At 41.3% G+C, this 20,923-nt stretch carries 23 protein-coding genes; 7 read left to right on the top strand and 16 right to left on the bottom strand.

What is annotated here, in order from left to right; all coding sequences use genetic code 11:
• Positions 1-30 precede the first annotated feature (30 nt).
• Both DS737_RS15115 and def read right to left on the bottom strand, forming a co-directional pair.
• A complete protein-coding gene (locus DS737_RS15115) occupies positions 31-468 on the bottom strand; it encodes a DUF2946 family protein (protein ID WP_113997858.1) in 438 nt (145 codons plus the stop codon).
• A 20-nt stretch (positions 469-488) separates the two neighbouring features.
• Positions 489-1,019, bottom strand: coding sequence for a peptide deformylase (def, locus tag DS737_RS15120; RefSeq protein ID WP_004637502.1), 531 nt, complete (start codon positions 1,017-1,019; stop codon positions 489-491).
• Positions 1,020-1,144: 125 nt separating this feature from the next.
• Here def and DS737_RS15125 point away from each other — a divergent pair, with 125 nt between their 5' ends.
• Genes DS737_RS15125 through DS737_RS15135 form a run of 3 tightly spaced genes read left to right on the top strand, consistent with a single transcriptional unit; the run spans position 1,145 to position 4,045 of the window.
• A complete protein-coding gene (locus DS737_RS15125; RefSeq protein WP_005092484.1) occupies positions 1,145-2,296 on the top strand; it encodes a LysM peptidoglycan-binding domain-containing protein in 1,152 nt (383 codons plus the stop codon).
• An 11-nt stretch (positions 2,297-2,307) separates the two neighbouring features.
• Positions 2,308-3,438 (top strand): DNA-processing protein DprA, encoded by a 1,131-nt coding sequence (gene dprA / locus DS737_RS15130; RefSeq protein WP_113997859.1) that lies wholly within the window; start codon positions 2,308-2,310, stop codon positions 3,436-3,438.
• A 37-nt stretch (positions 3,439-3,475) separates the two neighbouring features.
• Positions 3,476-4,045 (top strand): Sua5/YciO/YrdC/YwlC family protein, encoded by a 570-nt coding sequence (locus DS737_RS15135; protein ID WP_113997860.1) that lies wholly within the window; start codon positions 3,476-3,478, stop codon positions 4,043-4,045.
• Positions 4,046-4,420: 375 nt separating this feature from the next.
• On the opposite strand, the gene DS737_RS15140 is transcribed toward DS737_RS15135, so the two are convergent.
• Both DS737_RS15140 and DS737_RS15145 read right to left on the bottom strand, forming a co-directional pair.
• Positions 4,421-5,341, bottom strand: a complete 921-nt coding sequence (locus DS737_RS15140) for a DMT family transporter (protein ID WP_005085672.1) — start codon at positions 5,339-5,341, stop codon at positions 4,421-4,423.
• A gap of 102 nt (positions 5,342-5,443) precedes the next feature.
• Complete coding sequence (locus DS737_RS15145) at positions 5,444-6,091, bottom strand: TetR/AcrR family transcriptional regulator (protein ID WP_017396658.1); 648 nt, start codon at positions 6,089-6,091, stop codon at positions 5,444-5,446.
• 146 nt (positions 6,092-6,237) lie between these two features.
• Here DS737_RS15145 and DS737_RS15150 point away from each other — a divergent pair, with 146 nt between their 5' ends.
• From DS737_RS15150 to DS737_RS15165, 4 genes are all read left to right on the top strand, one after another.
• Positions 6,238-7,461 (top strand): MFS transporter, encoded by a 1,224-nt coding sequence (locus DS737_RS15150; RefSeq protein ID WP_113997861.1) that lies wholly within the window; start codon positions 6,238-6,240, stop codon positions 7,459-7,461.
• A gap of 11 nt (positions 7,462-7,472) precedes the next feature.
• Positions 7,473-8,246 (top strand): helix-turn-helix transcriptional regulator, encoded by a 774-nt coding sequence (locus tag DS737_RS15155; protein ID WP_113997862.1) that lies wholly within the window; start codon positions 7,473-7,475, stop codon positions 8,244-8,246.
• 115 nt (positions 8,247-8,361) lie between these two features.
• Complete coding sequence (locus DS737_RS15160; protein ID WP_075316380.1) at positions 8,362-8,907, top strand: glutathione peroxidase; 546 nt, start codon at positions 8,362-8,364, stop codon at positions 8,905-8,907.
• A 166-nt stretch (positions 8,908-9,073) separates the two neighbouring features.
• Positions 9,074-9,676, top strand: coding sequence for a hypothetical protein (locus tag DS737_RS15165; RefSeq protein ID WP_113997863.1), 603 nt, complete (start codon positions 9,074-9,076; stop codon positions 9,674-9,676).
• 26 nt (positions 9,677-9,702) lie between these two features.
• Here DS737_RS15165 and DS737_RS15170 read toward each other — a convergent pair whose 3' ends face one another.
• The 12 genes from DS737_RS15170 to DS737_RS15225 form a co-directional block, all read right to left on the bottom strand.
• On the bottom strand, positions 9,703-11,856 hold the full coding sequence (locus DS737_RS15170; RefSeq protein WP_113997864.1) for a hypothetical protein: 2,154 nt from the start codon (positions 11,854-11,856) through the stop codon (positions 9,703-9,705).
• Positions 11,857-12,044: 188 nt separating this feature from the next.
• The gene (locus DS737_RS15175; RefSeq protein WP_005085684.1) at positions 12,045-12,524 is read right to left on the bottom strand and encodes a DUF2846 domain-containing protein; all 480 of its coding nucleotides are present in this window, start codon (positions 12,522-12,524) and stop codon (positions 12,045-12,047) included.
• A gap of 138 nt (positions 12,525-12,662) precedes the next feature.
• Entirely contained in the window at positions 12,663-13,082 is a 420-nt protein-coding gene (locus DS737_RS15180) for a F0F1 ATP synthase subunit epsilon (protein WP_004637489.1), read from the bottom strand.
• Positions 13,083-13,110: 28 nt separating this feature from the next.
• Positions 13,111-14,505 carry a F0F1 ATP synthase subunit beta gene (gene atpD / locus DS737_RS15185; protein WP_004637488.1) on the bottom strand — a complete coding sequence of 465 codons (1,395 nt, stop codon included), beginning with the start codon at positions 14,503-14,505 and terminating at the stop codon, positions 13,111-13,113.
• Positions 14,506-14,535: 30 nt separating this feature from the next.
• A complete protein-coding gene (gene atpG, locus DS737_RS15190) occupies positions 14,536-15,405 on the bottom strand; it encodes a F0F1 ATP synthase subunit gamma (protein ID WP_004637487.1) in 870 nt (289 codons plus the stop codon).
• A gap of 77 nt (positions 15,406-15,482) precedes the next feature.
• On the bottom strand, positions 15,483-17,027 hold the full coding sequence (gene atpA / locus DS737_RS15195; protein ID WP_004637486.1) for a F0F1 ATP synthase subunit alpha: 1,545 nt from the start codon (positions 17,025-17,027) through the stop codon (positions 15,483-15,485).
• Positions 17,028-17,069: 42 nt separating this feature from the next.
• Positions 17,070-17,606, bottom strand: coding sequence for a F0F1 ATP synthase subunit delta (locus DS737_RS15200; protein WP_004637485.1), 537 nt, complete (start codon positions 17,604-17,606; stop codon positions 17,070-17,072).
• Between the two features lie 11 nt (positions 17,607-17,617).
• Complete coding sequence (locus DS737_RS15205; RefSeq protein WP_004637483.1) at positions 17,618-18,088, bottom strand: F0F1 ATP synthase subunit B; 471 nt, start codon at positions 18,086-18,088, stop codon at positions 17,618-17,620.
• 39 nt (positions 18,089-18,127) lie between these two features.
• On the bottom strand, positions 18,128-18,373 hold the full coding sequence (gene atpE, locus DS737_RS15210; protein WP_000424060.1) for a F0F1 ATP synthase subunit C: 246 nt from the start codon (positions 18,371-18,373) through the stop codon (positions 18,128-18,130).
• An 83-nt stretch (positions 18,374-18,456) separates the two neighbouring features.
• Positions 18,457-19,332, bottom strand: a complete 876-nt coding sequence (atpB, locus tag DS737_RS15215) for a F0F1 ATP synthase subunit A (protein WP_004637481.1) — start codon at positions 19,330-19,332, stop codon at positions 18,457-18,459.
• A gap of 99 nt (positions 19,333-19,431) precedes the next feature.
• Positions 19,432-19,830 carry an ATP synthase subunit I gene (locus DS737_RS15220; protein ID WP_004637479.1) on the bottom strand — a complete coding sequence of 133 codons (399 nt, stop codon included), beginning with the start codon at positions 19,828-19,830 and terminating at the stop codon, positions 19,432-19,434.
• 170 nt (positions 19,831-20,000) lie between these two features.
• Entirely contained in the window at positions 20,001-20,840 is an 840-nt protein-coding gene (locus DS737_RS15225; protein WP_005085690.1) for a metal ABC transporter substrate-binding protein, read from the bottom strand.
• Between the last annotated feature and the right edge of the window lie 83 nt (positions 20,841-20,923).

The following is a 20,923-nucleotide window of genomic DNA, read 5'->3' on the forward strand; positions in this document are numbered from 1 at the left end:
ATGCAAACCCTAATAAAATAAAGTTTTAATTTATGCTGAAAGAGGTGGAGCCCGCCCTTGGGGCAATAAGAACAATCGTTGTAGTGCAAAATAAACATGCTTAAAAGCTTGCTGATATGCAACTAAACGGATTTGAATCCGAACTAAAACCTCTTTGATGCCAAGCTCAGGTGGCAAGATCAAGTTGGCATAAACGGTACAATATTGGCATTGATGATTGGGATCGTGGTGATCGTGCTGTGACACCGATGCCTGAGTCTGATCAAACTGATGACCATGATGCGAAGAGTGTTGCGTATGTTGATTATGCGCTGTTATGACTTTCGGTAGTAGCAACGCCTGTGTAATCGTTTCACAGACAGGTGCAATCTGATATTGCTTGGGCAGTAATGGCTGCAAGAATACCGCAATCTGTAAACAGACCGCGGTAAACGCAAGCAATAACCCACAACGAAACAAAGAAAGCATCTTCAAATGATTTTTACAGTTTAGCGTTTAACTGCAACTTTCTCTTTTTCACGTTGACGAACCACTTTTTCGACCTTTTCACGCGCACGTTGGCGTTTTAGTGGTGATAAATAATCAACAAAAAGTTTGCCATTTAAGTGATCCATTTCATGTTGGATACAAACAGCGAGAAGTTCGTCAGCTTCTAACTCAAATGCTTGACCTTCAAGGTTAATTGCTTCGATTTTTACGCGTGACGGACGCTCAACTTTATCGTATATTTGAGGCACAGAGAGACAGCCTTCTTCATAAGGCTGCGTTTCTTCAGTCAGCGGAGTGACTTTGGGGTTAATGAACACCATCGGTTGGTTTTTCTCTTCAGAGAGATCCATAACAATAAGCTGAATATGATGATCAACCTGAGTTGCCGCTAAACCTATACCCGGTGCCTCGTACATGGTTTCAAGCATATCTGCTGCAAGCTGACGAATCTCATCAGTGACTTCTTCGACTGGCTTAGCAATGGTACGAAGGCGGGGATCAGGGAAACTTAGAATAGGTAATAAGGCCATACTGACATCCTAAACTTATGCCGTTGATCAGAAAACCGACTGAAGGGAATGCTTGATCAAAAAAAATTGTGTGTAAAGTCGTTATTATAGCGCAACTACACACATAATTTTTAGGAATTATGATAATGAAAAAGGTTTTAAACGGCATACAATCATTTCATGCCTTGGGGTTAAAAAAACAACTGATTGCCGCTGCAATATGTGCAGGACTAGGCATGAGTGTCAATCTTGCACATGCTGCAAGTCCGAACGTTAGTCCACCCTCAGTAAAAGTGGGTGCACCACACGTTTATGTGGTCAAAAAAGGCGATACGCTTTGGGACATTTCAGGTAAGTTTTTAAGCAAGCCTTGGCGTTGGCCTGAGATTTGGGCAAGCAATAAGCACGTTAAAAACCCGCACTGGATCTATCCAGGCGACCGCTTATTGCTTTGTAGTTTGAATGGCAAACCATTGGTGGGTAAAGATGAGGGAGATGGCTGTGCGGGTATTATTCGCCGTTATACAGGCAACACCTCAACATTACGCCCACAGGTGCGTGTCGAAGCACTCAACAATAGCATTCCAGTTATTCCATTGGCGCATATTCAACAATGGCTCGAGCGTACCTCGGTTCTTCCAGCTGATGCAATTGCGCATACACCTTATATCCTGGGTACAGCCGATCAACGTGTACTCGCTGGTAAAGGTCAACGTGTTTATGTCCGTGGTAACGGCATTGAAAATGGTCAACGCTATGGCGTATTCCGTGAAGGTGAACCGTACACCATTCTTGATGAACATGGCAAAAAGCAGGTCCTTGGCGTTGAATTGACCCAAGTTGCTTCAGGTGTTGCCATTAGCACTGAAAAGGATATTACCACTGTTGAGTTAACCGATAGTTATAACGGTGAAGTTCGTCGTGGTGATCGTGTCATGCCTGAACAAGATGCCATGTTACCAACATTGTTCTACCCAACCGATGCAAATCAAGTCACTGATGGCGGTAAAATTATTCGTGTCATGGGTTCAATTGGTACAGCCGCTAAAAATGGTGTTGTCACCGTCGATCGTGGTACAGCTGATGGAATCGAAATCGGACAAGTATTTAATGCTTATCAAGACGGTGAAACAGTAAAAGATCCGAAAACGAAAGAAAATGTCAAATTACCAGGACAGTATGTCGGTAGTGTGATGATCTTTAAGAGCTTTGACCGTATCAGCTATGCGTATGTGCTTGAAAGTGAGTTACCAATAAAAATGGGCTCAAGTATCAAACCACCTCGTTTAGATAACTAAGTAGATGGCATATGTTGAACCAATTATTACCTCACCATTACTCTACCGTGCTGGTGTGGTATTTGGTTCAACATTCACTTTCTAGCTTTCAAAAAATTGTCGACTATTTTGGCAATTGCGAACAAGCAACCCAAACTGAGCGCTTCCCTGAATGGCAACAACTGGGCTTACATGCCAATCATTTAAAACGTTTAGCTGAATTTCAAACACCTGAAGGGCAACAACAATTTGCTCAGTTAGTAAAATTAATCTGTCAACATAGTGATTTTATTTTAACACCCGAAGATATTGGTTATCCGACACAACTACTCCCTTACTCAGACCATCCACCGATACTTTTTGGACAAGGGAATCCACACGCTTTATTACAACCACAAATCGCGATGGTAGGAAGCCGCAAACCGAGTCCTCATGGGCGCCAAGTCGCTTATGATTTTGCGTATTATTTAAGTGAAAAAGGTTTTTATATTAGTAGTGGTCTAGCACATGGTATTGATCATGCTGCACATCAAGGTGGATTGGTTCATCAACGTACCATTGCTGTTGTTGGAACAGGATTAGACCGTGTCTATCCAACTCAACATGTACAACTAGCCCAGCAAATTGCACAGTCGGGTGCTATCATCTCCGAGTTCCTTCCCTCCACTATGCCTTTACAACAACATTTCCCTCGTCGTAATCGGATTGTCAGTGGCTTAAGTCTTGGTGTTGTTGTGGTTGAAGCTGCAATAAAAAGTGGTTCTCTTATTACTGCCAATCAGGCGGCTAGCCAAGGAAAAATGGTGTTTGCGATTCCTGGGCATATTTATAGTGAACACCATCAAGGCTGTCACCAACTCATTCGAGAAGGTGCAATCTTAGTCGATCATCCTGAGCAAGTAATCGAGGACTTAGCCTTACCTACTCAATGGCAATCTGAACAGCAATCTTCAGAAAAATCCTCAAATGCGGCTCCAAGCCTTCCCTCACACTTGGTTGGTCTGTATCAATGTTTAGACTGGGTTGGACAAGACATAGACCAACTCACACAACTACAGCAAAGCAATATTGCTGAGCTTACTTCACACCTCATGGAACTTGAGCTATTAGGTTTATGTACACAACGAGGCGGACGCTATTTACGTTGTCGCCCAATGCTTTAAACTAAGCGATGTCTCCTCCTTTTTTCGTATACATAACATGATTACTTCCTCTGTTGCTGATGCTGCTCAACTTTTAAAACAAGGACAAGTACTCGCCTATCCCACTGAAGCCGTTTGGGGGCTAGGTTGTGATCCATTCAATGAACAGGCTTTTCAAAATGTCCTTGAATTCAAGCATCGTCCAATTGAGAAAGGTGTCATTCTATTAGCAGGCTGTATCGAGCAAGTAGAGCATTTATTACAAGACCTTGAACCCGCGATTCGGCATCAGGTGATTAATAGTTGGTCAGATCGTGTTGAGACAGAACGCGCAACGACATGGCTATTACCCGCAGACCAACACATTCCGACATGGATCAAAGGACAGCACCCTTTAGTCGCGGTGCGCGTCACTACACATCCATTATGTGTCCAACTTTGTCACCATTTTGGTGGATTTGTTGTGTCTACCAGCGCTAATCCTGCTGGGTTAGCACCAGCTCGCAGTTTAGAGGAAGCACAAAACTACTTTGGTCATTCCCTACATTACTTAGCAGGCAATTTAGGCTTGAGTCAAGAACCGAGTCGGATTCTCAATGCGTTAACAGGTGAAGTTATTCGCGCCTAAAATAGGCAAAAAAAAGCTCAGTTATATAGGGATAACTGAGCATAAAAAGGATGTGTATAATCACATCCAGAGGGTTCGAAAATTCGGTCAGCAAATAAAAAATGTATCAATTTGCTTCGGTGTTTATTATGGCGGAATCATCTCATTTATACAAATATATTATTCTCCTAACAAAAAATGTGAAAAGCATACCATTTTTGTCACCTTTGGATTTTCAATAAAATTATATTTTTATTTTTATTGAGCTTTTTTTTGATGATAATTTTAGCTGTTCTTCAAAATATACTTGTAATATCAAATAGAAAGAATCGTCTTCATACCAAATAAAATGCGCGTTTGTCTATTTTTTATACAAACACGCATTTTATTTACATCTTAAGTTGTCGATTCTAACGCACGAGATGGCAGTTTTAGGCTTTTTTTCTGCGCCAGAATAATCCCAACCAAGATCATAAAACCACCAATACTATGATAAATTGTCCAGCTTTCCGCTAACCAAAAACTCGCGATAATTGCTGTAAACACTGGCATCAGATTCATAAAAATACTGGTTCGATTGGGTCCAATGACCTGAACAGCCAGCATCCATAGCAAAGGCGCGATTAAGGATGGAAAGACGCCTGCATAAATGACACTTGCTGCATTTTCAGCATTGATCCAGTCCAGCCCAAACCAAAGTAAAAATGGCAGGTGGTATACCAATGCAAATCCGATTTGAACATATAAACTGGTCATGAGTGGCAGCTTTAACTGCCACTTTTTAAGGAATACACCATAAAAAGCATAAAATCCAACCGCAAGTACCATCACAGCATCACCCCAATGCCCACCCTGCATAAATAAGCTGGAAATATGACCTTGCCCCATGACATAAAGTAATCCAGCAAATGAAAGTACACTTCCTAAAATCGCAAATCGATTTGGGCGGTCTTTTAAAATCAGATATGAGATAAAAATGGTAAAGATAGGAACGAAAGCATTGACGATTCCCATATTGGTGGCGGTGGTATAATGCGCTGCCGCGTAGGACAAACCTTGATATAGCACCATACCAAAAGCACTTAATACCGCCAATTTTGGAATAAGAGGGCGAATCAAAGCGCGTTGCTGCCAAATCTTAGGTAACATAAACGGCGTTAATATCAGAAATGCCACCAACCAGCGATAGAAACTGATACTAACTGGTGAAATATAATCAGCAACATAGCGGGTTACTGCAATATTCAGCGACCAAATCAAGACCGCAATCAATGGCAATACAAATGCCCATTTCTGATATTTAGATAACTGACCCATCAGTTTGTCTCACCTTATTACAACCATGCAAATATTGTGAGAGATGTCCAAAATAATTGAAATATCGTATATCAGACATTTATATCGCGCTTTAGACATCGATCATTCGAATAATTCCCATGTCCGCATCGCATGCTCAACCACTTTATGTAATTGGGTGACCGTTGCACCATCCCGTGCTTGCATGGTTAAGCCTTGTAACACCGTGGCATAGAAATCAGCCATTTCCGTTACGGGTGCAGTTGCTGCCAAGTCACCCTCGGCAACCCCCTGTTGCAGACGTTCTAGTAGTCTTTGCTTGGTTTTTAAACGTTTTTCTAAAATATTATGCTGAATTTGTTGTGCATTATCCGAACAGTTAATGGTCGCCACCACCAACATACATCCTGTTGGTTTATCTGGCTGTGCTAAACGTTGTACATTGTCATAAAGATAAAGTTCGAATGCCACTTTAGCAGTCTTTGCTTCTAAGAAGATTGCTTCAATAGGGCAAGCTTCATGCGCCAAATAATAATCAATACATTTATAGAAAAGCCCCGCTTTATCACCAAAACTACTATATAAACTTGGTGCCGTCAGCTCCAATGCTTGTGTTAAGTCACTGACAGATGTCGCTTCATAACCATGCTCCCAAAACAACAACATTGCTTTTTCTAAAACCTGTTGTTCATCAAAGCACTTTGGGCGTCCACGCTTTTTTTTGAGCGTGTCGTCACTCGGTGTTATTAGAGAATCATCTGCATGGGTCATGGCAATCACAAATATTTTTATAACGATCACTATTAAATTAATTGACGCCATCGCTTTTATCAACTATTTTATTTTTTAACGATCGTTATAAAAATTCAATCTTTTTCAATTTTATTGTTATCTATATAACAATAAAGGAAATTATTATGGAACAATCATCTCCCACTGATATACGACCCATTGAGTCAAACCCTTCTCAAGGCAATTGGTTTGCACTGCTCTCCGTTACTTTAAGTGCTTTCGCGCTGGTCACTGGTGAATTCCTTGCTGTGGGCGTGCTTAATGAGATCGCACGAGATTTTCAAGTGTCCGTTGGAACAGCAGGTTTAACTGTTTCGCTAACGGCCATCGTCGGAATGTTTGCCGCAGTATTGATCCCGATATCGGCCAAAACACTGGATCGCCGGACACTATTACTACTGTTAACCTTGCTCATGATTTTGGCCAATTTCATTACAGCTTTTGCGTCCAACTTTGCATTATTACTGTTTGGACGTATTATTTTAGGGATTGCGATTGGTGGCTTTTGGGCAACAGCAGTTGCTCTCAGTGGTCGCTTAGCTCCACCGCATTTACCGATTGCCAAAGCAACGGCTTGGGTCGCTTTCGGGGTGACTTTAGCAAGTGTACTCGGTGTACCTATGGGCACGTGGTTGGCACAGTATAATGGCTGGCGTACCTCTTTCACCGTCATATCACTCATGGGAATCTTGCTTTTTATCTTCCAATACCTCTATTTACCCCAATTAAAACCATCGTCTTCGCTGCGTTGGAAAGAACTTCCAATTCTTGTGCAACATCCCGCTGCTCGTAAGGGGCTGATTATTTTTATCTTTATGGGATTTGCACACTTCGCAGTTTATAGTTATTTTTCCGCCTTTTTTAAACATCAAATTGATTTCTCTGATGGGCTGATTAGCCGTTTACTTTTGGTATATGGAATTGCGGGGATTTTTGGCAATATCTTTGCGGGTTATCTCGGGCAAATCAATATTCGCTATACTTTTGCAGTCAGTGGCTTTGCATTCTTTTTGGCATTTTTAAGCTTGCCGATGTTTGGTGCACATATTATGACCGCCATGGTGTTGACGGCTTTATGGGGCTTCGCTTATGGCATCATACCAACGGCAGTGAATATCTGGATGTTTACCCACGCACCAGAAGCAGTAGAAAAAGGCATGCCAATGGTGACATTGACCTTCCTCATTTTAATTGCCTTAGGCAGTATGTTTGGCGGAATTATTGTCGATCATTTTGATGGCACCATCTTATTCTTTGCCATGCTTCCGCTGGTACTTTGCTCTCTAGTCTTGATTTTCACGCTAGCACGCGGTTTAAATAATCCTCAACTCAGCTGTGAAAATGAATAGAGATATTCCCCATGAAGCATGATCTGGCTAAACAATTTCCTTTTTTACATGGTATTGAAGTGCATGAATTTCTTTATCAAAAAGATGACGTTGTTAGCCCTCATTCTTCACTTTGGGGGGACTTTAACTTCAGTCTCAATGGAACTTTAGAGTTTGATATTGAAGGGAAATATTACCTTTCTCCCCCCAGCTATGGACTGTGGTTACCCCCACGTACTGAACATCAATCGCTGCCCGTCGAACATGAAATTCATTATATTTGTATTCGTCTACACCCTAAATTTGGGCAATTTTTAGGAAATAGTTGTCGTTGTTTCAGTATCCAACCTTTTTTCCGCGCATTGGTCATTCAAATCTTAGAACAACAAAAGCAAAACCATTCACCAGAGTATTTGGAACATCTACTCCAAGTATTGTTCGATCAACTCAAACAAGCACCGACGTATTCCCATTATCTTCCGCAAAGCAATCATCCTATTTTATCGCCAATTTTAGAAAAGCTTGCTGATCCTGAGTTATTTCATTTGAGCTTACAACAGGTTCTTCATCATTTTAACGTGAGCGAACGACATGTATTACGACTGAGTCAACAAGAGTTACAACTCACACTCTCAGAATGGCGCAATCGAGCAAAAATTATTTTTGCAATTAATCAAATTCGCGAAGGAATGACCATCAAACAGCTGGCATTTGCACTCGGCTATCATCACAGTTCAAGTTTTATCGAGTTCTTTAAACGCTACACAGGACAAACCCCCATACAACTTAAAAATGCAACGCTTTAAAGTTATACATTTTTCAGCATATTTTGTATGTATTCATATCAATAGCATTGCACTCTAAAAGATTAGCAGTTAAAACAAACAAGTGATTTCACAACAACAAATTAGGACATCCCCCATGAGCCAATCGGTTTATCACATTCCAGTTAAAGACATTAAAGGTCAAGAAATTGATCTAGAACAATATAAAGGCAAAGTTTTACTCTTGGTGAATGTAGCCTCAAAATGTGGATTGACCCCTCAATACGAAGGTTTAGAAAAACTATATCAAGCTAAAAAAGATCAAGGCTTGGAAATTCTCGGCTTCCCTGCCAATAACTTCTTAGAACAAGAACCGGGTTCAAATGAAGAAATCGAACAATTCTGTTCACTCAATTATGATGTACATTTCCCACTTTTCGCCAAGATTTCTGTGGCCGGTGATGATAAACATCCACTTTATCAAACATTGACCCAAGCGATTCCTGAACGAATCGGTGAAGGACCTTGGTGGAAAGATCTTGTAGATTATGGTTTAACACCGAACAACCCACCAGAGGTTCTTTGGAATTTTGAGAAATTTCTCGTCAATAAAAATGGTGAAATCGTTGCACGCTTCGCACCTGATATCACGGCAGATGATGAGCGCATTGTGACTGCGATTGAAGCTGAATTGGCGAAATAAGTTTAATCATCACTGAGAAGAATAGCCTTATTCTTCTCATACTTCAGCTCAAACCAACCTGTATTATCTTATTGCATGAAAATGTTAACGAATTGCAAAAATCACATTTTTCTTCACACTTTCTGATTATAGTGACGCTCTTTTCAGATTTTGATGAAGTTCTGTCATGCTTAAATACCGCCCAATCTCCGCGATTCTTTCTGCAGCAGCATTGATTAGCACGATTGCGCTGGTCGGTTGTGACGAATCACCTCAAAAGAATGAACAAACTCAGCAATCTACTGAACTAGAACAAAATATTTCTTCGAGCACAGAACAAAAGCCCCTTTCGAATATAGTAGAAGAACAGAGTCTAAGTCATGGCAATATGTTTAATATCATCCGTGATGTTGCGCAATTGCAACTCAAAACAGATGACTACACAGCATTGCTCCAGAACTCACAGAGCCAACTCGAACAGGCGATTCAAAACCAGAATGTTCAACAACTCAAAGAAAGTACTGCAAAACTTAAACAAGAGCTTCATGCATTACATGATGTTTTGTTGTCTTTGCAACTCAAAAGCACCGAAGTAGACCAAATCCGCCAAAGTCTGCTGAGTGCAAATCAACAGTTACTCAATCTACCTCTTTTACATGGTCAACAAGACATTAGCCAATTAGATTTTGAAAAAATCGCAGCACAGTTTAATAAAATTCAAGTCGATATGTTAAAACTTGCAACCCTTGTTTTAGGGAGTTCAACCTCAGAGGCAGATCATTCAAGCTAATCCATAAATTTTCTGATTTCTAAATCTTAGATGGCTTGCATTGAATAAGGTGGATTGGCATCGTTGGGGGCTTGTTGTTCCAAATCTGGCAACTTAACAACATGTTGAGACATGTGCTTATATTTTTGTAGTTCAGTATTTAGCTGTGTCATACGTTGCTTCAACTCAATCGACATAAATTGGTCTGCCTGTGCTAATGCAACCCAGCCTGCCTGAGCTCTGCGTTTAGGATGATCATGCGCTAATTGTTTTTGTATCCATACATACAACCTGAGTGCACGTTGATAAGCCTCAAACTTATAAGCATATAAGGTTGTTGAAATAACAGCATCTGGAAGCTTACCCATCAGCTTTGTTTCAATCTGTCTCAGTTGAAATGCATATAAATCAACACGATATTTTAATAAATTTTGATTAAACCATTCAGCAAAGCGGATTAACAAATCAATGACCAAATCAGATTGAGCTTTTATCGCTACTTTCTCTGAAACAGGTCGACGTTGCTCGATCTTCTGTATTCGCCAATTTCGATATACTGTAAGCCCTCCAACAAAGAAAGCACCAATTGAATCCGAAACCACACTACCGACGCTAGTCCCAATGGCCAAGCCATTTTTTGGTATTGAACTCGAATATTTATCTTGCGAATACATCCCCAATATCGGTGAATTTATCGTTGTATTAAAATTACGATATACTGCAAAACCGGTATTCATCAATGGAATCGGTAAAAACTCTTCATTGCCAGTTGAATGCTGCAAACACGCAACAGCTGAGCGCTGTACTGAAGCATAACTCAAAGCAAAATCAGCAAAAACTGAAGGATATTTTTCTTGTAAATGCGCTAGTTCAATATTCACAATAATCGCAATATGCGGATGCTGTCTTACAAATGCCTCAATTCGTTCTGCATCTAAGCTACATTTTACCTGCATCGGCGTACCATCAACAATTAAATCAAAACTTGCAACATCAGTATGCTCAACAAATTCGATGCAATGTCCTTGTTGACTTAGATTATATGCAACCTGCTGTTTAGCAAGATAAGATGACACTTGTAACAACGCTGCATCATGCTGGTAATCAGGTGCGGAGATTTGCTTTAAATTATAAAATGCATCAGGTTCACGATGAGCGGTCGTTACCAAGGCATCAAGTACTAGTGGATTAATTTGTAAGTAGTTCCAAATAAATCCCATGCGATGATTGATCGCATTAATTCCACTGACTAACTTCAGATCACGCCCTGCTAGAATTTTTTGTAAGGCTGTATTTGCTGCTTTATGACGATCCAAACTCATCACAATTTCTTGGTTACTTAACAGCTTAGGCGCATCCTCTACTACATTCCTGTAATAGGGAACTGTGAATTCATCCATTGTTAGCCAATAATTTATGGAATATCCAACAAATTTTAATTTATGCTGGATACCAAGCAATGATTTAGGTAATTCGCTAGGCTGTGATTGCACATTTTCTGGCAATAACAAAGCAACTGCCCTTTGTGTTAATTGCTCATGTAAATGCGGTTGCTGAATATAATCAAGATTGGTCAAATATTCTAAAGCCTCAACCGCATCACGCTGTCCTTGCTCATTGCAATAATCATTTCGACTCAATAAACAGCGTATAAAATCATAATGCACACTTTCTGGCTGAGTGGCTTGCTGTTGAAATAGTATACGGTAGCTTTTAATTGCGGCTGACCAATCCTCTAAACGGGAATATAACTCGGCTAATGCTAACTTAACGGGAGCATCATTATATTTATCTTGTAACTGGTTAAAAATACTCAGTTTGAGATCACTATCTTGGCAAGCGAGTAACTGAGTTAGTACCGCAGCACGTTCAGATAATGCGAGCGGTTGCTGAGTATATTGCAGTCTGAACATCAGGCCTTGCTCAAACCAAGCATATCGATAGGCATGTTGTGGATAAGCAGGAATAAAAACCCGATTGATGAGCTGAATTAAACGTAATGAACAATGAATTTCATCGACTGTATTGTGTCGGAAATACCAAATCTTAGGTAGGGTTAAATTAAATAACTGCGTATAGAGGTTAGCCGTTAAATCCGGCTGTATTAATGTCACGAGTTTTATCTGATCTTTGACACACAAATGATGTCCTTGTTGTTCAATACGATCCAAGCGCAACTTTAAGACATTACTTGCTAACATACTTTTCCTAATTTTTTATTTAATATACGCATTCTTTCTCGCTTACAACGATGTCATCCATTCATCGTTAAGCATTCATCATATTATGTTTCGAGATAATAAAAAAGCACCTTCAAAACAATCTAAGATTGATATTGAAGGTGCTAAAAACTGAATTAAGCGTTGTTATTATTTAAAAAATCGCTAATTTACTTTTTATCCAAACTAATACTCTGCTTACTACACTTTCCAGCTTGTGCAAATTTATACTCAGCAATCGCTTTTTTACCTGTCTCTAAATCTACTTGTTTCAGGTTCGCGCCACCTGTGATTACACCAGGTTTGATATATTGCTGAATAAAATATTGTTTTCCTGCTTCTGTATTCAGTGTCAAATGATTCGGTGAAAAATCTGATTCAGTCGAAATCGTATGTTTCTGATTACCCTCCACCTCTTTTAAGAAGAATGTACCACGCGCAGTTTCACCTAAACACTCTCCGTCAATCCAAACATCTTTTTTGAGTGCTGCACCCAACACACTATTTGAACGGTAAACATAAACCGCAGCTTTACCTTCTGTAGGTGCATCAAGTTTTTTTGCTTGTTGAGACAATTGCGGTGTTGCTTGCGGTACGGAAGCACAACCAACAAATGTAAGTGCAAGAATGGCTGGAAGTAAAATTTTCATTATGATAATTCTCATGAAGTTATATGTTGCGAGCAGTACTTTATATGAAAATGAGAACTATTTGAATTTTGTTTCCAGTATATTTTCCAATAAAAAAGCCACCTGACGGTGGCTTTTTCAATCGAAAATCGGTACTGATTAAAGTGCGCGATTTTTGATTTTACGAATCGTTTCAAGCTGTGCTGCAGTTTCTGCAAGCGAAGCAAGTGCAGCAGCAGAATCCAAATCACTCTTTTGATTTGCGAGCAATTGTTCAGCTTGTTTACGAGCTTCTAAAATTGCCGCTTCATCTAAGTTGTCCGCACGGATTGCAGTATCTGCAAGTACAGTCACAACATGAGGTTGAACTTCTAACACACCGCCAGATACATAAACGATTTCTTCTGTACCATTTTCCAACTGAACACGAATCGGGCCCGGTTGGAGCAAAGTTACAAGTGGTGCGTGCCCTGGTAAAATACCAAGCTCACCACCTGCGCCTTTTGCGATTAACATCGTAACCGTGCCAGAGTAAATCGACTCATTCACACTTACAACATCACATTGCATCGTCGCCATGAGAATCTCCTTAAATTAGAGTTGCTAATTAAAGTTTCTCGGCTTTAGCAATCACTTCGTCAATACCACCAACCATATAGAACGCTTGTTCTGGAATGTGATCGTATTCACCAGCTAATAGACCTTTAAAGCCACGAATCGTTTCTTTAAGTGGTACTAATTTACCAGGTGCACCAGTAAATACTTCAGCTACGTGGAATGGTTGAGAGAAGAAACGTTGGATTTTACGCGCACGGTAAACAACCAATTTATCTTCTTCAGACAATTCGTCCATACCCAAGATTGCGATGATGTCTTTAAGCTCTTTATAACGTTGCAATACGTTCTGTACAGAACGTGCAATTTCATAATGCTCTTGACCAACAACCAATGGATCTAGCTGACGTGAAGTTGAGTCAAGTGGATCGATCGCAGGGTAAATACCTTGTGAAGCGATGTCACGACTCAATACAACTGTTGCATCCAAGTGAGCAAACGTAGTTGCAGGAGATGGATCTGTTAAGTCATCGGCTGGTACGTATACTGCTTGGATCGATGTGATCGAACCAGACTTAGTCGACGTAATACGCTCTTGAAGAACACCCATTTCCTCTGCAAGTGTCGGTTGGTAACCTACTGCAGATGGCATACGGCCTAACAATGCTGATACTTCAGTACCTGCAAGTGTATAACGGTAGATGTTGTCTACGAACAACAATACGTCACGACCTTTACCATTTTCATCTTTCTGATCACGGAAATATTCAGCCATGGTCAAACCAGTTAACGCTACGCGTAAACGGTTACCAGGTGGCTCGTTCATCTGACCGTAGACCATTGCTACTTTGTCAAGAACGTTAGAATCTTTCATTTCGTGATAGAAGTCGTTACCTTCACGAGTACGCTCACCAACACCAGCGAATACAGATAAACCTGAGTGCGCTTTAGCGATGTTGTTGATCAACTCCATCATGTTAACGGTTTTACCAACACCAGCACCACCGAACAAACCAACTTTACCACCTTTAGCGAACGGGCATAGCAAGTCAATGACTTTAATACCTGTTTCTAAAAGATCAGTAGAAGCTGCTTGTTCTGCATAAGAAGGTGCTTCACGGTGAATCGGCAAACGCTCTTCAGTCGCAACTGGACCCGCTTCATCAATCGGACGACCCAAAACGTCCATGATACGACCAAGCGTAGCAGGACCTACTGGAACAGAAATCGGTGCATTTGTACTAGTTACATTCAGGCCACGTTTAAGACCTTCTGTAGAACCCATTGCGATGGTACGAACAACACCATCGCCAAGCTGTTGCTGAACTTCTAATGTAGTTTCAGTACCGTCAACTTGGAGAGCGTCATAGATCTTAGGAACGCTATTGCGCTCAAACTCGACGTCGATAACCGCGCCGATGATCTGAATGATACGACCGCTACTCATTGCTGTCTCCTCAATTCAAACTTAATAATGTTAAACGGCAGCGGCACCGCCAACGATCTCGGAAATTTCCTGAGTAATCGCGGCTTGACGCAGCTTGTTGTAAATGAGTTGTAGGTCTTTAATCAATTGTCCTGCGTTGTCTGTCGCTGCTTTCATTGCGACCATACGAGCAGATTGCTCACATGCAACGTTTTCAATTACACCTTGATAAACCATCGACTCGATATAGCGAACCAACAAACCATTTAACAGCTCTTCTGCTTCTGGTTCGTAGATATAATCCCAACCATAAGTACGGTTAAGATCTTCGCCTTCTTCTGCTGGTGCCAAAGGAACAAGTTGTTCAACTTTAGGTTGTTGGGTCATCGCATTGACGAAACCATTTGACACAAGGTAAATACGATCTAATTCACCCTTATCAAATGCATCAAGCATCACCTGAACAGAACCTGTCAACTGTTCCAAACTCGGTGTATCACCAAGTTGGGTAGTTGCACCAAGCACTTTACCGCCGTAACTCTTAAAAAACGAAACCGCTTTTTGACCAATCAAAGCAAATTCAACTTCAATTGACTGCTCTTGTTGTGCTTTGACATGCTGCACAACTTTCTTGAACAAGTTAATGTTCAAGCCACCTGCCAAACCACGATCTGAAGACACCACGATATAGCCAACACGCTTAACAGGGCGTTCAACCATATAACGGTGTTTGTATTCAGGGTTTGCTTGAACCAAGTGAGCAATTACACGGCGCATATTATCGGCATACGGACGGCCTTGAGCCATGCGCTCTTGCGCACGACGCATTTTAGAAGCAGCTACCATTTGCATCGCGCGAGTAATCTTTTGCGTGCTCTTGATACTAGCTACTTTGGCGCGAATTTCTTTTAAATTTGCCATACGCTTAACCTAGTAGTCGAAAGCTCTTTCGAGCTTTCGAAGGTTGATCCGTGAACCAAACTTAACTAAAGCTTAACTTAGTAAGTTTGAGTCGCTTTGAAGCTCTCAATACCTGCTTTGATTGCAGCTTCGATGTCTTTGTTGTAATCACCAGTTTCATCGATCTGTTGCATTAACGCAGCATGTTCAGAGCGGAAGTAAGAAACCAACGCAGCATCAAAGTCTACGATTTTCTTCACTTCTACGTCAGCCATGTAGCCTTCGTTAGATGCATATACAGAAATAGCTTGGTCAGCAATTGAGTATGGAGCATATTGTTTTTGCTTCATTAACTCAGTTACACGTTGACCATGCTCAAGTTGCTTACGAGTCGCTTCATCAAGATCAGAAGCAAACTGAGCAAACGCAGCCAATTCACGGTATTGCGCTAAAGCAGTACGGATACCGCCAGACAATTTTTTGATGATCTTAGTTTGAGCAGAACCACCAACACGAGATACAGAGATACCCGCGTTCACAGCAGGACGAATACCTGCGTTGAATAATGATGTTTCTAGGAAGATCTGACCGTCAGTAATCGAGATTACGTTGGTTGGTACGAATGCAGATACGTCACCAGCTTGAGTTTCAATGATCGGTAATGCAGTTAAAGAACCAGTTTGGCCTTTAACTTCGCCGTTCGTGAATTTCTCAACATAGTCAGCAGAAACGCGAGAAGCACGTTCAAGAAGACGCGAGTGAAGATAGAATACGTCACCTGGATACGCTTCACGACCTGGTGGACGACGTAATAACAATGAAATTTGACGGTAAGCAACAGCTTGCTTAGACAAATCATCATAAATGATTAACGCATCTTCACCACGATCACGGAAGTATTCACCCATTGTACAGCCAGAGTACGGAGCTAAGTACTGCATTGCTGCAGGATCAGCAGCCGCTGCTGCGACAACAGTTGTATACGCCATAGCGCCAGTTTCTTCTAGCTTGCGTACAACGTTTGCAATTGTTGATTGTTTTTGACCAATCGCAACATATACACACTTAATGCCAGAGTTTTTCTGAGCGATGATCGCATCGATCGCCATTGCTGTTTTACCAGTTTGACGGTCACCAATAATCAACTCACGCTGACCACGACCTACAGGGATCATGGTATCAACTGATTTATAACCAGTTTGAACAGGTTCGTCTACTGACTGACGCCAAATTACACCTGGTGCTACTTTTTCAACAGCATCAGTTAGTTTTGCATCAATAGGGCCTTTCCCATCAATTGGGTTACCCAAAGCATCTACTACACGGCCAAGAAGTTCAGGACCTACTGGAACTTCTAATACACGACCAGTACAACGAGCTTTTTGACCTTCTTGCAGGCTTAGGTAGTTACCTAAAACAACGGCACCCACTGAATCCTGTTCTAGGTTCAGTGCCATACCGAATAAGCCGCCGTCGAATTCGATCATTTCGCCGTACATGGCATCCGCAAGACCGTGAATACGCACGATACCGTCAGATACCATAACAATGGTACCCTCATTTTTTGCGGTCGCGCTGGTGTCCAGATCGCCGATACGCTGTTTAATGAGCGCACTGATCTCGGATGGATTCAGTTGTTGCATTGCGCTATTCCTCAATCTTTTTTAAGTTCAGTCTTTTTGCTATTACGCAAGAAGACGAGTCCGCATTTTTTCAAGCTTGTTAAGCGCAGAGTCATCTATCACTTGGTCGCCTGCACGAATCACAACACCTGCGATCAACGCCGGATTAACGGTCACAGTCATTTGAACTGTTTTGTTAAAACGTTTTTCTAGTGCATGAGCTAAAATATGCTCTTGCTTCGCGTCCATCGGGAAAGCAGATTCAATCACTACTTCCAAGGTGTTGTTGTTCTGCGATTTAAGTAATTCATATTCTGCTGCGATTTCAGGTAACAACGTTAAACGATCGTTATCTGCAAGAAGTGTCAGAAAATTTGACACTGCTTGAGATTGATCTTCACCTAAAACCTTCGCAAAAAGACCTACTTGTTCCGCAGGAGTCAGCTCAGGGCGATTTAAATAAGCGGAAAATGCTTCATCTTGCACCGCAGCACCGAGCAGTTGTAACGCATTTGACCAAGCGTCAGTTGCATTCTGCTCAGATGCATAAGCAAATGCTGCTTTAGCGTATGGGCGTGCCAACGTCAAGAGTTCAGCCATATTTCCCTCGCTTAAAGTTTAGCAGCCAGCTGAGTCAGCATGGCATTATGAGCTTCTGCGTCAACTTGTTGGTTCAGAATTTTTTCTGCGCCATCAACTGCCAAAGCAGCAACTTGTTGACGTAATTCTTCGCGAGCAGCATTGATGTCTTGATCAACAGTTTCTTTCGCCTGTTGACGAATACGCTCACCTTCAGCCGCAGCTTGGGTACGCGCTTCTTCGACCAATTGTGCCGCACGACGGTTCGCTTGTTCGATCAATTGAGCCGCTTGTGCTTTTGCTGCATCGATCTCTGCCTTTACTTGTGCTTGCGCATCAGCTAAGTCAGCTTTCGCTTTTTCAGCAGCATTTAAGCCATCAGCAATTTTACGCTGACGCTCACTAATCGCATTGATTAGTGGTGGCCAAACAAACTTCATACAAAATGCGACAAAAACCGCAAATGCAATCGCTTGGCCAATCAATGTGAGGTTGATATTCATTTCGCTATTCCTCAATATGTGGATTTAGGAATTAAGCTATTAACCTACAAATGGATTAGCGAAGATGAAGAACAAGCCAATACCAACACCGATCATAGGCACAGCATCAAGAAGACCCGCGATTAAGAACATACGAGTTTGAAGTTGTGGAGCCAATTCTGGTTGACGAGCAACAGCTTCTAGAAAGCGACCACCCAAAAGACCAAAACCAATCGCAGTACCTAAAGCACCGAAAGCGATCAAGATAGCAGATGCAATTGCAACTAGACCTAAAGTGAGTTCCATGAAAAATTCCTCAGAGGTTAGGTTATTACCAAATTAAACTAAAAATTTAAGCCCAACCATCAACTGATAGTTAGGCAATACCATTAATGCTTTTCGCTTGCCATGCTCAAGTAAACGATGGTCAGCATCATAAAGATAAATGCTTGCAAGGTGATTACAAGAATGTGGAAAATAGCCCAAGGCACAGATAACGCCCACTGGATCCAGAACGGCAATAATGCGATCAAGATGAAGATCAACTCACCCGCATATAAGTTACCGAACAGTCGAAGAGCCAACGAAACTGGACGAGCAAGGAAAGTTACTAACTCCAATACAAGGTTCACTGGAATCAATAACGCTTTTGCAAATTTATTACTTGGGTTAAATGGGTTAAGTGCCAATTCGCCAACAAAACCACCTACACCCTTTTCACGAATACTATAGAACAAGATCAAGGCGAACACAGATAACGACATACCTAAGGTAATGTTCGGATCTGTAGTCGGTACAATCTTGAAGTAAACATGATGCGGGTCCATACCAAATACGTGAGCACCGATTTGTTGAGCTAGGACAGGAATCCAGTCAACAGGCACTAAGTCCATCAAGTTCATGAGGAAAATCCACACAAAGATGGTTAATGCCAATGGTGCAATTAAACGTGATTTGCCATGAAAGGTGTCACGGACACTTGAGTCCACAAACTCGATAATCATCTCGATTGCTGACTGGAATTTTGTTGGAACACCTGCGTTAGCAGCTTTCGCAACAATCCAGAACATCAAACAGAAAATAATACCAAGTCCGATAGACCAACCCATTGAATCCAAGTGAATTGCAGTGAACCCCATCGATTGAGCTTCTTCAGCAGACTCAGCCAATTTCCATGTCCCATCTGGCATTTTGCCATAGGTCATATTGGTCAAGTGATGCTTGATATACTCGGTCGAAGTCAGGGCATGTTCTTCAGCAGCCATAAATCACACCTGGTCAATGTCAATCATTAAAAAGAGGAAAAATGAATATTGCGGACTGCAAATATCTCACTCTACCCTCCAAAAATCTTTAAATGTGCCCTATTCTCGTTGTTGCAATCGTGACACCCAAAATGGCGCAACCCACGACATTGCTTGAACGAGAATAAATCCACCCAACAATGCAACCGGTGACAGCGGTTTAACATTGCTCAAAATCAAAATAAAACCCACGATCACAATCGCAAACTTACCGAGCATTCCCCGATACATGTTGAGCATGACTTGTTTTGATGCCCTAGCACCAGCCGTCCTGAACGACTGCCAAGCAAAATAACAATATGCTAACCAACAAACCGAGGCCCCAAGCGCAGCACTCAAAGCAGCAGTTCTATCATTTATCATCCATGCCAGCAAAGCTGCAACTGGAATCATACATGCTTGTAAGAAGACCAAAGCTTTTGCTAATCGTCGGTCAATCAAGCGACTAGTTCGGCTCATTTTTTACCCACTCACAGCATAACTGCTTGACAAGTTTTAATCATGATCGTTTCGAATCGCTGGCATTATAGAGTTACACCCCTGAACATGCAATCTTTTATCGACCTAAGTCTGCTTTTTTCGTTACCATATTTTTTGACGATAGAGTCAACGCATTTTTATTTTTTTGATCAATTTTGAACACTTATCACGCATTTATCGGTTTTTGAAGCCAATTTTTTCCAAGCAGCAATAAAATTGTCCTCACCGTTCATGCTTTCATCCACTGTTTCAAAAATGACGGGATTTAACCTGCGATAGACATTTTGATTCGCTGAAATTTCAGCCAACAAACACATCTGTGTTTTTGGACGATTGTCATTCAAATACTTAATCTGTGCGGCTGTTGGTGCAATGTGTGGATCATCAGTCAAAGCACCTGCAAATTTCAAATTCAGTGCTCTTTCTAAATACTGATATGCATCATGATAAGACCAATATGGTTTTGACTTATGACTACTTTCATATTGTTGCGCTGTTTGTCGCATTTGCTGCGCAAACTCTCGTGCATTGGCTGTGTATTTCGCTTTGTTTTCTGGGTATTGTTGCGAGCGTAAGGCCGCGATGAAAAATGCAATTCGAACCGCGTTATTAGGTTCTAACCAAACATGACTATCAACTGTATTATCCAATGATGCACCACGTAAACTACGCTGTGGTAAAATTGTCAGAATACCCGCATCTAAAAGTGAAATGGCTTTTCTATTCTGACTTAACAATTTATCTAATGGTGCTTCATGTGCCTTGCCCAACCAAATCACCAAGGAAGCATCCTGAATGATTTTGCGATGTGCAGGCGTTAAGTGGACATCATGTCCCGTCTGATCACTTAAAAGAAGGGTTGGCGTTTCCACACCATTGGTCACTTCTTTTGCAATCAAATAAATTGGCTGTGTTGACACGACTAAGCTTTGCGTCCAGCCCCATGTGCTTAATAAGGAAAAGGTGACGAACAAAACAAGGCGCAACATTACAACACTACTCAACTTGGCAAGGCATGTTATAATATAACAAAAGTTCAAAAATGCCTATGTCTATTTTCTATATTTGCCAC

The sequence above is a fragment of the Acinetobacter haemolyticus genome (assembly GCF_003323815.1).
Taxonomy (GTDB): domain Bacteria; phylum Pseudomonadota; class Gammaproteobacteria; order Pseudomonadales; family Moraxellaceae; genus Acinetobacter; species Acinetobacter haemolyticus.

Coding starts and splice junctions, on each gene's coding strand:
- DS737_RS15140 (WP_005085672.1), bottom strand. CDS start 5,341: ATGGGTCAGTTATCTAAATATCAGAAATGGGCATTTGTATTGCCATTG.
- DS737_RS15225 (WP_005085690.1), bottom strand. CDS start 20,840: ATGTTGCGCCTTGTTTTGTTCGTCACCTTTTCCTTATTAAGCACATGG.
- DS737_RS15205 (WP_004637483.1), bottom strand. CDS start 18,088: ATGAATATCAACCTCACATTGATTGGCCAAGCGATTGCATTTGCGGTT.
- atpA (WP_004637486.1), bottom strand. CDS start 17,027: ATGCAACAACTGAATCCATCCGAGATCAGTGCGCTCATTAAACAGCGT.
- DS737_RS15200 (WP_004637485.1), bottom strand. CDS start 17,606: ATGGCTGAACTCTTGACGTTGGCACGCCCATACGCTAAAGCAGCATTT.
- DS737_RS15180 (WP_004637489.1), bottom strand. CDS start 13,082: ATGGCGACGATGCAATGTGATGTTGTAAGTGTGAATGAGTCGATTTAC.
- DS737_RS15170 (WP_113997864.1), bottom strand. CDS start 11,856: ATGTTAGCAAGTAATGTCTTAAAGTTGCGCTTGGATCGTATTGAACAA.
- atpD (WP_004637488.1), bottom strand. CDS start 14,505: ATGAGTAGCGGTCGTATCATTCAGATCATCGGCGCGGTTATCGACGTC.
- DS737_RS15145 (WP_017396658.1), bottom strand. CDS start 6,091: ATGACCCATGCAGATGATTCTCTAATAACACCGAGTGACGACACGCTC.
- DS737_RS15125 (WP_005092484.1), top strand. CDS start 1,145: ATGAAAAAGGTTTTAAACGGCATACAATCATTTCATGCCTTGGGGTTA.
- DS737_RS15115 (WP_113997858.1), bottom strand. CDS start 468: ATGCTTTCTTTGTTTCGTTGTGGGTTATTGCTTGCGTTTACCGCGGTC.
- atpG (WP_004637487.1), bottom strand. CDS start 15,405: ATGGCAAATTTAAAAGAAATTCGCGCCAAAGTAGCTAGTATCAAGAGC.
- DS737_RS15160 (WP_075316380.1), top strand. CDS start 8,362: ATGAGCCAATCGGTTTATCACATTCCAGTTAAAGACATTAAAGGTCAA.
- DS737_RS15135 (WP_113997860.1), top strand. CDS start 3,476: ATGATTACTTCCTCTGTTGCTGATGCTGCTCAACTTTTAAAACAAGGA.
- atpE (WP_000424060.1), bottom strand. CDS start 18,373: ATGGAACTCACTTTAGGTCTAGTTGCAATTGCATCTGCTATCTTGATC.
- DS737_RS15150 (WP_113997861.1), top strand. CDS start 6,238: ATGGAACAATCATCTCCCACTGATATACGACCCATTGAGTCAAACCCT.
- dprA (WP_113997859.1), top strand. CDS start 2,308: ATGTTGAACCAATTATTACCTCACCATTACTCTACCGTGCTGGTGTGG.
- DS737_RS15165 (WP_113997863.1), top strand. CDS start 9,074: ATGCTTAAATACCGCCCAATCTCCGCGATTCTTTCTGCAGCAGCATTG.
- def (WP_004637502.1), bottom strand. CDS start 1,019: ATGGCCTTATTACCTATTCTAAGTTTCCCTGATCCCCGCCTTCGTACC.
- DS737_RS15220 (WP_004637479.1), bottom strand. CDS start 19,830: ATGAGCCGAACTAGTCGCTTGATTGACCGACGATTAGCAAAAGCTTTG.
- DS737_RS15175 (WP_005085684.1), bottom strand. CDS start 12,524: ATGAAAATTTTACTTCCAGCCATTCTTGCACTTACATTTGTTGGTTGT.
- DS737_RS15155 (WP_113997862.1), top strand. CDS start 7,473: ATGAAGCATGATCTGGCTAAACAATTTCCTTTTTTACATGGTATTGAA.
- atpB (WP_004637481.1), bottom strand. CDS start 19,332: ATGGCTGCTGAAGAACATGCCCTGACTTCGACCGAGTATATCAAGCAT.